The sequence below is a fragment of the Allobosea sp. TAF32 genome (genome assembly GCF_052113585.1).
GTDB lineage: Bacteria > Pseudomonadota > Alphaproteobacteria > Rhizobiales > Beijerinckiaceae > Allobosea.
Map to the genome: position 1 here is coordinate 363578 of NZ_JBFRDM010000005.1, position 11353 is coordinate 374930.

Below are 11353 nucleotides of genomic sequence, written 5' to 3' on the forward strand. Positions count from 1 at the left end.
GTCCGCCGTGTCACTTGCCGCATCCTGCCGGGCGAAGCAGAAACCGGGTCTTCGCGAAAGCAGACCTCCCCTCTTGATGCGCAGTCGGTCCCGTTTCGACATTAACGAGTGCGGGGCGCCGACCTTCGCCTATCGCGACAGCGGTCAAGGCTCGTTTCGCCCGAGCGCCCCTGGGACGCGGGCTTTGCTTTGAGGGCACACCCCGGGTGCCCGGCCGCCGTGAGATCAATCGGCCGTGGCCTTCTCCTGCATCCCAGCCTGGAGCTTCTTGATGTCCGCGGGTGTAAGTTGCGGGCGGTCCACCTTGATCGTCAGCTTGTTGAGGTTGGCCGTCAGCGGGAACGGGGGCTTGTAGTCGGCATCGTTGACGCCGGTGAGCGTGTCGGAGCCGATGTCGAAGCTTTCGTCCCACTGCAGGATCATCGGCAGCGTCTTCGGCATTCGCTTCGCTGCGACCTCCTTGCCGTCGACCTTGAGCGTGCCCGTGCCGGGCTGGCCGAGACCGCTGAAATTGTTGAACGCGAGCGTACCGTCACCGATGCCGTCGTATTTGAAGTCGAACTCGACCGTGTGCCGGCCGGGCGACAACGCGTCCGGCCCTTCCCATTTGATCCGCTCCAGGTCGACCATGTTCCACAGGAAAACCGGCTTGCCCTGCAGCAGGTAGAAGCCATAGCCGCCGAAACGGCCTCCCGAGGTCAGGATCATCCCTTCGGCGCCGCCCTGCGGCACGTCGATGTCGGCGGTGATCGTGTAGGAGGTGTTGAGGAGCGACGGAGAGTCGCCCTGCGGCAGTCCCGTCATCGGCCGCGTGTAGACGAACTCGGTGCGGCCGGCGCTGATATTCGGTCGCGGCGCGACGATGCGGGCTGCGACCGACGCATCAAGCGGGAAGACCTGGTACTTCCTGGCCTCCGCGAGGAATTTTTGCCGCATCTCCTTCACCTTCTGCGCGTTCTGCGCCGCGATGTCGTCGGTTTGGCTGAAATCCTTGTTCAGATTGTAGAGCTGGAAGACCTGATTGTTGAGCGGATCCGGGTTCGCTGGACCGAAAGCCTGCCACGGCGCGCGGTTGACCTTGGTGGAAAGCATCCAACCCTCGTCATACAGCGCCCATTGCCCGAACATCTCGAAATACTGGGTCTTGTGGCGCGAGGCGGCCTTCGCGCTTGCCGCGTCGAAGGTGTAGGCGAAGCTTGTCCCCTCGATCGGTGCCTGCTTGATGCCATCGACCATTGCGGGCGCACGGATGCCGGCGGCCTCGAGGATCGTCGGAACGACGTCGATTACGTGGACAAACTGTTGGCGCAGTGCACCCTTGTCCTTGATGCGCGCCGGCCATGACACCACCATGTTCTGGTTGATGCCCCCCAACCTGGAGGCATTCTGCTTGAACCAGTCGAACGGCGTGTCAAACGCCCACGACCAGCCGGCCGACATGTGGTTGTACGTCTGCTCGGTGCCCCAGACGTCGTAGAACTTCATCTGCACATCGACGGGCAATTCATTGAGGCCGTTGAAAAACGCCACTTCATTTGGCGTGCCGAGCGGTCCGCCCTCGGCGCTGGTGCCGTTGTCGCCGTTGATGTAGATGACCAGCGTATTATCGAGCCGGCCAAGATCCTGGAAGTGCTGGATCACGCGGCCAATCTCATGGTCGCTATAGGCAGCGTAGGCGGCGAAAACCTCGACCTGGCGGATGAAGAGCTTCTTCTCGTCGGCGCTCAACTGGTCCCAGGGCTTCAGCATCTCTGCCGGCCAAGGCGCCAGCTTCGTGTCCTTCGGGACCACGCCAAGCCGTTTCTGGTTCTCCAGGATGCGCTCGCGCAGCTTCTCGTAGCCGTCATCGAACAGGTGCATCGCGCTGATCTTGTCCACCCACTCCTTGGTTGGATGGTGCGGCGCATGCGTGGCGCCAGGCGCGTATTTGATGAAGAGGGGCTTCGACGGATCGGTCTGGTGCAATCGCGTCATCCAGTCGATGGCGTCGTCGGCCATCGCGGTGACAAGGTTCCAAGTACCGGACGGCTTCCCCTGGAAGGGGTAGATCTGCGTCGTGTTGCGGAAGAGATTTGGCGCCCACTGGTTCGCGTCGCCGCCAACGAAACCGTAAAAATATTCGAAGCCCATCCCGGTCGGCCATTGGTCGAACGGACCGGCCTGGCTTGCCGCGAAGGCGGGCGTGTTGTGATCCTTGCCGAACCACGACGTGGCGTAGCCGTTGTCGAGCAGGGTCCGGCCCACCGTCGTTTTGTCTCTGCCGATGATGCTGTTGTAGCCGGGGAAGCCGGTTGACTGCTCGGAGATCACGCCGAAACCGACCGAATGATGATTGCGCCCGGTGATAAGCGCAGCACGGGTCGGCGAGCACAACGCAGTGGAGAAGACGCGGTTGTAGCGCAGGCCCTCATTCGCGATCCGGTCCATGGTCGGGGTCGGGATGACGCCGCCGAAGGTGCTCGGCACGCCGAAGCCGGCGTCGTCCGTGATGATCAGAAGCACGTTCGGCGCGTTCTTGGGCGGGACCACGCGCGGCGCCCACCATGGTTTCGACTGCAGCGCGTCGTCCTTGATCACGCCGCCGAACTTCGGGTCGGGGGGCGGGAGTTGCTTTCCGTCGATCGTCGTCGTGGCGCTGGGCGAACCCGGCACCCCCGTGGCCTGCTGTCCATGGGCGCTCAATACACTCAGCGGTAGCAACAAGAGCGAGGTGAGCAACCCACGCGAGACGGATCCGCCATGCCAATTCGAGAGACAAGTCATCGATCGCCTCCTGAAACGCAGCTGGTTCGAGAAAATTTGAATTGACTGCTTGCGAACTCTTCAAGGGCGCGTAACACCGCCGGCCAATACGCTAAGTTATCCCAGGGGAAACCGAATTGAAAGACAAACGGCGGTCGCTGTCTTTCTCTTCGAAAGCCGCACTGGTCCGCACCGGGCCCATCTTTGGTTTCGGCATCCCCGGCGCCTTCGTCGAGAATACCCGGACGAATCCCGTCTCCGCCTCTTTCTTGGGCGTGCCGAACATAATCCTGCTCCCCGGCGCGGTCGCGATCCGGGCAAACGGCAAGCCGTACCGCTCGGCCCCGCCGTCGCCCAGCCGACGGTCGCCGCCTGGGCGACGGGCGAGTCCCTTTCGTCGCGACCCGCGGTGACGAAAGGCTAGAAGATCCTCTTCGACCAGACGGCGCGGTGCGCCTGAGCTGAATTCTTCTCGGCGCGCGGCGTCAAAAAAACGCCCGGCCGGATGCCTCGTCTTGCACCCGGCGGGGGCTTGCTTTCTGCAGCCCTGCGCAACTCAGCGGATGTCGCGGTCCGAAAGTCCCGGCCACAACCTGTCGGCGCGCGAGATGTAAGCCTCGGTGTCGGAGAGCCAGGTGCTGCGCGTGTCGAGGTCGTAGTTCAGGAAGAGACGGCCGCCGGCGATAGACCAGGCCTCCGGCTCGATTTTGACGAGATAGCCGCGCGACGTGCCATAGGCGCAGAAGCCGCCATAGGCCGGCAGATAGCGCTGCGGATCGTGTTTGAACAGCGCCTTGTTCTCGGCGCTGGCGAAGCGCCAGACTGCCTCGTCCCGGATCAGGGCATGCTCGGCGAGGCCCAGTCGAGGCGCGCCCTCGCGAAAATAGGCCACCGGATCGTAGCCGCGGATCGCGAAGGCCTCGTCCGACCCCAATGTGTTGACGGGCGTTGTCTTGGTTCGATCTGGCTCGGCAGCCAGCGCTCGGGTCGGCAGGCCAACCGCGCCTGTGGCAAGGATGAGCAGGCCGCGCCTGTTCAACAGGAGTTCTTCCATCACGCCCCGCTCTCCCGAGACTCGAGCGCCTCGAAGACATAGGCCGCAAGGTAACCGTAGATCGCGTGGCCGATGAGGCTCATGAAGGAGAGGCGCGGCACGTCGTTCAGCAGGAAATGCTGCCCGGCCAGCGGCGCGAAGAAAGCGAGCGCGATGAAATAGGTGATCACGCCCCAGATCCAGCCGTCCGCCGGCATGCCGAAGCTCTTCACCCGGCGTGTCAGCATCCAGTAGCCCAGCGGATAGAACAGGAATCCGGTCGTGAAGTGCAGCAGCTTGGCGGTCGGGGTCGAGATCGTCAGGCCGAGCTGGTGGTAGAACAGTGACTTCACCAGCTCCGGCGGCTCCAGCGGAAATTCGGCTAACCAGGCGGTGGGCACGGCCGAGAACAATTCCCAGAAGCCGAGGCCGGCGAATCCGCCGAGGGCCAGGTTGATCACGGTGCGGGTCGAGGGCAATGCGAAGCCGTGGGTCATGGCCGCAGTTGTCATGGCTGTTGTCCTTTCTTGTGCTCAATGGGCGATTGCGAGGGGTGTGGAGGCGACGGCGAGCACGGCCAGGCGTCCGACGCCATGGCTGCGCAGCTGCGCCAGCCGCCGCGTGGCGAAGCGGTTCGCGCCGCCCCGTCGCGCCAGCCTTTCGTCGAGGACATCGGCGGCACGGTCATGCTGGCCGGCGCGGATCAGGCTCTCGGCATAGGCCTGCTCGAACAGGTCACGCTGGGCATGGCTGCCGCCGATGGCGGTGAGCCCGCGCCGGGCGCTGGCGAGCAGGCGAGCGGCCTCTTCATAATCACCCTCATGGAAGGCGATCAGCCCGAAGGCGGCGAGGGCGCCGTTGCGCGCCGCATCGCGCCGTTCGCCGCTGGGATGGGCTTTTGCATCCTCGATCAGGCTGCGGGCGATCGCCTCGGCTCCGTCGGCGCGGCCGGCGCCGAGCAGCGAAAGCGCATAATGCAGATCGGCGAAGACGAGGCGCCCGTCATGGACACGTCCTTCGGCCTTCGCCGCCAGCTCCTCCCAGCGATCTCCGACATCGATGCCGGCATATTCGAGCCGTGCCAGCAGCGAGGCGCCGTTGGCGATGTCGCGGTAATCGTCTGTCGGCTCGGCCCGGATCTGCTCGTCATATAGCCGCAACACCTCGCCGCTTTCGCCGCGCTCCAGCCGGAACAGGGCGAGATGCCAGAAGATATGGAAGCGCAGATTATTGGCATGAGCGACGCTGTGTCCGTCACCGAGCCAGGCGATGCCCTCGTCGACACGCCCGGTCATCTCCAGGACATGGGCTACGGCGTGGCGGCCCCAGGCATCGCGGGGGCTCAAGGCGACGGCGCGGCGGCCGGCGCGCTCGGCCTCGGCGTAGAAGCCTTGCTCCTCAAGCGCGAAGGCGTGGCAGCCATGGACGAAGCCTGCGAGCGGATGGGTTTCGCTGAAGCCCGGCGCGACCAGGCGCAGGCTCGCGAGCATCTGCGCCTGATCGCCCAGCATGAAGCGCAGCCCGTGCGAGAGCTTGAGTGCCAGCACATCGAGCGGGTGGGCATGGAGGATCGACTCCAACAGCTCTGCGGCCTGGCGCGGGGCGTCACCGAGCCAGAGCGCCAGCGCCTCGACGACCATCATCTCGCGCCGCGTCGCCGGGCGCAGGCGTGTCGCCGCCCGCGCTCTTGCGAGGCAGTCACGTGCCGGAGGCACCAGCTCGGCGCGGGCCAGCGAGAGCAGCATCAACCCTTTGGCGGCGTGGGCGAGTGCGAAATCGGGGTCGGCCGCCAGGGTCCGGGCGAGATGCTCGGGCGTCGAGGCGGCATGGGCCATGAGCGCTTCGAGCGTATCGTTCCAGGCGGCACGAGCGCCGTCGCTGGCGACGCTGATGGGGTCGCCGGAGAGGTCGTGATGCGTGGTGTAGGACATGGGCTGCTCCATTGCGGCGCCCCGCGAGGGGCGTTCTTCAGGGAGTTCGCAGCGCGCCGATCAAACGGCGTTCAACTCGCTTCACGGACCCGTGTTGTCGGCGGGGCGCCAGCGGTAGAGGTGCTTGTTGGCCCCGGAGCGAAGCTCGATGCCGGGCCGGCCCAGGGCGCGCTTTTGAACCAGCCGACCGTGAGCGCGGTGGCGAGAATGAGCGCGAAGCCGGCGAGATTGAGCAGCGCCACCAGGGGTTCGCTGCGGCCGGCCGTATCGGCGACGACGCCGAGGAGCCGCGCCAGGACGACGCTCGCCAGGAAGCAGGCCAGCGACTGCCGGCCGATCAGGATGAGGAGATGGCCCATGCCGCTGTCGAGCCGCTCGCGCCAGGGCTCGACGAGGCTGAGCAGGAGATAGGCGAACGCCAGGAAATGCAGCACGCGCAGAATGTGCAGGTCGGTCTTTTCGCTGGCGGGGATGAGGAGGTCGCGGGCTGCCTGCGCCAGCGGCCAATGCTCGAGGATGCCCCAGAAGGAAAGCGGCACCGAAAGCAGGATGAAGAGCGCCGCCGCGATCATCAGCCGTCGATCGCCGAGCGGCGGCAAGGGCAGCCATTTCATGGCGATGAAGAAGCCGATGAAGAAGATGAGCTGCCAGGCGAAGGGATTGAGGAACCAGCCGGCGCCGCTCCAGGGATTGCCGGGAAGGTTGAAGCCTGTGGACCAGACCGCCGCATAGAGCGCTGCGGTGAGCAGGAACGGCAGGGTGGCGTGGAGGCGGTGTGCGAGCATCATCATCGGCACGAGCGCCAGGATGACGAGATACATCGGCAGGATGTCGAGGTAATCCGGCTGCCAGGTCAGCGTCGCGAGGCCAAGAAGCGCACGCGCGGGATCGCCGAGCAATTGCGGGAACTGCTGCGCCAGCACGGCCAGGCCGAAAACGCGATCCAGGGCCGCCGCAAGCGCGATCAGCGCCAGGATCAGGCCGATCTGCGCCCAGTAGACCTGCCAGATCCGGTAGGCGATGCGCGCGGTGCCCAGCCACAGGCCGCGCCGCTTGAAGACGCTGCCGAAAGCGAGTGCGCTGGCGATGCCGGAGCAGAAGACGAAGAGCTCGGCGCCCGAGGAGAAGCCGAAACGCGCGGGAATCCAGGCGTTCCAGCTGTTCTCCGGCAGATGCGCGACGAAGATGATCAGCATCGTCAGGCCGCGGAAGAGGTCGAGCCGCTCGTCGCGCGGTCGCTTCTTTGCCATGGGCGCCAGCGCGGACATCAGAAGGCCCCCTCATAGCTCTCGGCATCGATCCGGCAGGCGAGCAGCGTGAAGCCCTCACGCCGGAACGCGGCTTCGGCTTCGCGTGCGAGGGTTTCGCAATCTTCGATCGTTGCGCCGTGACCGCCCATTGCCCGCGCGACGGCGGCGAAATCGGTTGCGCCGATATCGACCCCGGCCCGCGGCAGGCCGAGCTGGCGTTGCTTCAGCGCGATCAGCCCGAGCGCCTGGTCGACAAGTGCGACGACGACCACGGACAGGCCGAGATCGCGCAGCGTCGCCAACTCGCCCAGGACCATTTCGAGGCCGGCATCGCCGACGAAGCAGAGGACAGACTGGCCGGACCCAAGCGCGGCGCCCGTCGCCAGCGGCAGGGCGCAGCCCATGGTGCACAGCCCGCTCGATTGCAGCAGGCGGCGCGGCCCGTCGCAGCTCCAGATCTGGCTGAGAAGGATACGGTGCGCGCCGGAATCGGCGGTCGCGACCGTTCCGGCCGGTGCGATGCGGCGCAGCGTTTCGAAGACGGCGTGCGGACCCCACCCGGCGGGTGCGGCAAAGGCGGTCCGGAAGGCGTGGCGAATGGTGGCCGGCTCGCCGCCCGGCCAGGCGGTCTTCGCTTCGAGCCCCTCGGTCAGCCGCGTCAGGATCGCGCCGACATCGCCTTCGAGCAGCAGACTGGAGTGATGCATGCCGTGCTGAACGGGCTCGGCCACGATATCGACGACCTGCTTGTCGGTTGGCCAGGGCTGGCGCCAGCCCTGGCGCATCTCGATCGGATCGTAGCCGGCGAGCACGATCAGATCGGCGGCTTCAATCAAGGGGCGGACGATCGCATCGGCCTTGGGCGAGAGGCCGATGCCGCCGATGACGCGCGCGTCATCCTCCGGCACCAGCCCCTTGGCTTTGTAGGTGGTGAGCAGCGGCGCTCCGGTGCGGGTCAGGAAGCGGTCGAGCGCGGCTGCGCCGTTCTGGATGACGAGGTCGAGACCGGCGATGACCAGCGGTCGTTGCGCTCCAGCGATCAGCTCTAGCGCGGGCCGGAGATCGGCGGGGATCAAGGGCGTGACAGGTGGTGTGGCAGGCGCACTGCGTGGCGGTGTGCGGGCCTCCGCCACCGCGATCGGCAGATCGATATGGACCGGTCCCGGCCGGCCGCGCCGGGCGAGGGCGACGGCCTTCGCCGCAACCAGATCCTCGGTTCCGGGCGCGGCGCGGAAGCTTGCCTTGACCAGTGGACGCAGCACGGCCTGATGGTCGAAAACCTGATGGGTATAGCTCTCAGCGAGCGCCTGATCGACGCAGCCGGTCACGAAGATCAGGGGGACCCGGTCCTGCTGCGCGTTGGCAACGACATTGACCGCATTGGCGACGCCGGGCCCAAGCGTCGCCACCAATACGGGCAAGGCGCCGGTTGCATACCAGAGCCCCTCGGCCATCAAGCCGGCAGCGTTCTCGTGCCGGGCGAGCATGAAATGGATGCCGGCGCGTTCGAGTGCGTCGACCAGAGCCAGCACCTCGCCGCCGGGAATGCCGAAGGCGTGGGTCGCGCCGGCCGCGGCCAGCCGGCCGGCCAGGAGATCGGCGCCCGTTACGAATTCGCCCGGGACAGTTCCCCCCGGCGCGGTCGATATCCCTACAGGGCGCATGGTCGTCTCCGGCTCGGCGCCTTAGCGGCGCTGCAAGAGAGATCGCGCAGAGGAGCGTCTTGGTTACATGATCACGGAGACGTGAGCCTGGCGCCGGTGGCGAGGGGCGCGGGCCTTGCTGGCATCGTCAGGCGCCAGGCCCGCTCGACCCAGGCCGGATCGGCGAAATGGCCGCCGCCGTGCAGGCAGAGTTCGAGCCGTGCCGAGCCGCCGCAGCCGCTCGCAAGCAGGCAGGCGAGGGCGCTTCCAGCGGCACCGGCACGGGCGGCGTCAGGCCATGCTGCCGTACAGCCGGCCGGCGCGAGGATGGCGAGGCTCTTGAAGAGATCGCCCTGCCTGTAGCCCTGCCGCAGCGCGCGCCCGGCCATAGGCACGGTGGCGTCGCTCGTGCCGTGGACATGGATCAACGGCGGTCGCGGGCTTTCGCAGCTCGCGGGGAGCGGTTCCCAGAAGGCGCCGGCGATCGGGGCGAAGGCTGAAAAGCGCGTGGGCATCCGGCAGGCGAGGTACCAGACCATCGAGCCGCCTTGCGAGAAGCCGCTCGCCATGATGCGATGGGGATCGATGCCGAAGCGCGGCACCGCATCGTCGAGAACCTGCCTGACGAAGGCGAATTCGTCGCGGTTATGCGCGGGCGAGCCGGGATACGACCAGGAGCGGCCTGCGCCGTCCGGTGCAATCAGCGCGACGCCGAGCCGCTGCGCGACCGCGACGAGGCCGGGATCGGCGATGGTCTCCTCCGCCGAGCCCTGATAGCCATGGAAATACATGATGGCACCGGTGGGCGGCGTCTCGCTGCGGGGCGGCAGGACGATGCGGTAATGGCCGCTCGCGACCTGGCAGCCGTCGGCCGCCGGGCAGGCATCCCCGCCGCGCTGGCCATCAAGCGGCTGCGGCCCGGGGGACGAGCCGGCCAGAAGCGTGAAGACGATGGGCAAGGCCAGACGAATTGAAGGCACCATCTCGGATTTCCTGCGCATACCGGACGTCCGCGCTCCGTCCGAAATGCGAGCGTATCGGGCCGCCTGAGCCACTTCATCGGCCGGTCACGGCCTTGTGAGGCGTTCATCTGCATGCGACGGAATAAGCCGGTCGGACCTCGCGGCCTCCCGGGAAGACGTGGCAGCCTTGTCGCTCGACGAACTCGAAAAACAGCTCCGGCCTGTTTTCCTCGCCGCCCTTGCCGGCGACACTGCCGCCTACCGCCTCTTCCTCGATACGATCAGCACGCGGCTGCGCAGCTATCTGCACCAGATGTTGGCCCGGGCCGGGCGCGCGGAGGCCAGCGAGGCCGAGGACGTGCTGCAGGAGACCTTGCTGGCACTCCATCTCTCGCAGCACACCTATGATCCGGCGAGCCCGGTGACGGCCTGGGCGCATGCCATCGCCCGCTACAAGCTCGTCGACCATCTGCGCCGAACGGGGCGCCATGCGGGCAACCTGCCACTCGACGACGAGGCTCATCAGCTTGCCGGCCCGCCCGACAGCGCCGCCTCGGAAGCGCGGCTCGATCTCGATCGCGCCATGGCGGCGCTGCCGGAGCGCACGCGCGGCCTGATCGACCGGGTCAAGCTCCAGGGCGCGACGGTGGCCGAGGCAGCGCGCGCGACGGGCATGACCGAGACCGCCGCTAAGGTCGCGATCCATCGCGGCCTGCGGGCGATGGCCAGGTTTCTCTCGCGGCGGGGGGAGAGGCCGGGGTGATCTCCTCGCAATGCCGCAAGCACGTAACCTTTTGGCGGCCCGGGGCGAACTTCTGTCCGAGCGGAACGGAATGACATGCAGACCGACGACCTGATTTCACTGATGACCGCGAGCCACCGGCCGGTGGATACGGGCTGGCTGCGCCGCGCCGTCTGGCTCGGCGCGGTGGCGGCGCTGGCGGCTACGGCCCTGCTTGTCGTGCTCACGCTCGGCTTGCGGCCGGATTTCGCCCGCGCTTGGCTCACGGGTCCCGTGATCGCCAAGGTATTACTCGGCGCCAGCGTCGCGAGCATTGCGCTCACGCTGTTCCAGCGCAGCCTTCGCCCCGGGCTGAAGCCGGGCCGTGAGCTGCCGCTGATTGCGCTGCCGATTCTGCTCACGATTGCTTTCGCCCTGTTCACATTGGCGCAGGCGCCTGCCGAGCAATGGAGCGCGCTGATCTTGGGGCGCTACTGGCGCGCCTGCCTCATCGCAGTTCCGCTCTATGCGCTCGTGCCGCTCATCGTGCTGTTCGGATTGGCGCGCCGTGGAGCGCCTGTGGATGGCGCGCTGACCGGAGCCTGCGCCGGCCTGGCTTCGGCCGGTCTCGCCACCGTCGCCTATAGTCTGCACTGCCCGGACGACGCCGCCCCGTTCCTGGCGACGTGGTATACGATCGCGATCGCGGCGGTGACGGGTCTGGGAGCGCTGACTTTTCCCAGATTACTGCGGTGGTAAGCCGCCAATCACCGCTCTATCCGGAAGGTCGATCTCGGCTGCCGTCAGCCCGGGCCGGGTGAAAACCCTGCAGCGGCCGGGCTACGGCGAGCGCCCTTCATGTGCGCCGAAGCAGAAATCCGAGAATCGTGATCGAGACGTGTTGACAGGCAAAACGAGTTCCGCCTATAAGCCACCCATCGAGACGGCGCCGCCGCTGAGCGGCGCCTCTTCTGCGCTTCCTAAGGACGTTGGGGCTGAGGCCGGTTCGCCGGATGAGGTTCTGTCGGTTTTGTTGAAGCCTTGCTGTTTGAAAATTGAAGACAGAAAGAG

General features: G+C 66.7%; 9 protein-coding genes. 2 read left to right on the top strand and 7 right to left on the bottom strand.

Annotated elements, in window-relative coordinates:
* Positions 1 to 225: 225 nt before the first annotated feature.
* The 7 genes from AB4Z16_RS13480 to AB4Z16_RS13510 all read right to left on the bottom strand — a co-directional run bounded on the left by AB4Z16_RS13480 (position 226) and on the right by AB4Z16_RS13510 (position 9582).
* Entirely contained in the window at positions 226 to 2763 is a 2538-nt protein-coding gene (locus tag AB4Z16_RS13480; protein ID WP_441511852.1) for an arylsulfatase, read from the bottom strand.
* A 535-nt stretch (positions 2764 to 3298) separates the two neighbouring features.
* Positions 3299 to 3796 (bottom strand): YHS domain-containing (seleno)protein, encoded by a 498-nt coding sequence (locus AB4Z16_RS13485; protein WP_441511875.1) that lies wholly within the window; start codon positions 3794 to 3796, stop codon positions 3299 to 3301.
* Entirely contained in the window at positions 3796 to 4287 is a 492-nt protein-coding gene (locus AB4Z16_RS13490) for a hypothetical protein (protein ID WP_441511853.1), read from the bottom strand. Before AB4Z16_RS13490 ends, AB4Z16_RS13485 begins: the two co-directional genes overlap by 1 nt.
* A gap of 21 nt (positions 4288 to 4308) precedes the next feature.
* Complete coding sequence (locus tag AB4Z16_RS13495) at positions 4309 to 5706, bottom strand: tetratricopeptide repeat protein (protein ID WP_441511854.1); 1398 nt, start codon at positions 5704 to 5706, stop codon at positions 4309 to 4311.
* A 71-nt stretch (positions 5707 to 5777) separates the two neighbouring features.
* A complete protein-coding gene (locus AB4Z16_RS13500; RefSeq protein ID WP_441511855.1) occupies positions 5778 to 6974 on the bottom strand; it encodes an OpgC family protein in 1197 nt (398 codons plus the stop codon).
* Positions 6974 to 8620, bottom strand: a complete 1647-nt coding sequence (locus AB4Z16_RS13505; RefSeq protein WP_441511856.1) for a thiamine pyrophosphate-binding protein — start codon at positions 8618 to 8620, stop codon at positions 6974 to 6976. Before AB4Z16_RS13505 ends, AB4Z16_RS13500 begins: the two co-directional genes overlap by 1 nt.
* Positions 8621 to 8691: 71 nt before the next feature.
* Complete coding sequence (locus AB4Z16_RS13510; protein WP_441511857.1) at positions 8692 to 9582, bottom strand: CE1 family esterase; 891 nt, start codon at positions 9580 to 9582, stop codon at positions 8692 to 8694.
* Positions 9583 to 9739: 157 nt separating this feature from the next.
* Here AB4Z16_RS13510 and AB4Z16_RS13515 point away from each other — a divergent pair, with 157 nt between their 5' ends.
* Together AB4Z16_RS13515 and AB4Z16_RS13520 are read left to right on the top strand one after the other, a co-directional pair.
* Positions 9740 to 10324, top strand: coding sequence for a sigma-70 family RNA polymerase sigma factor (locus tag AB4Z16_RS13515; RefSeq protein ID WP_441511858.1), 585 nt, complete (start codon positions 9740 to 9742; stop codon positions 10322 to 10324).
* Positions 10325 to 10399: 75 nt separating this feature from the next.
* A complete protein-coding gene (locus AB4Z16_RS13520) occupies positions 10400 to 11041 on the top strand; it encodes an NrsF family protein (RefSeq protein ID WP_441511859.1) in 642 nt (213 codons plus the stop codon).
* The last annotated feature ends 312 nt before the right edge of the window (positions 11042 to 11353 follow it).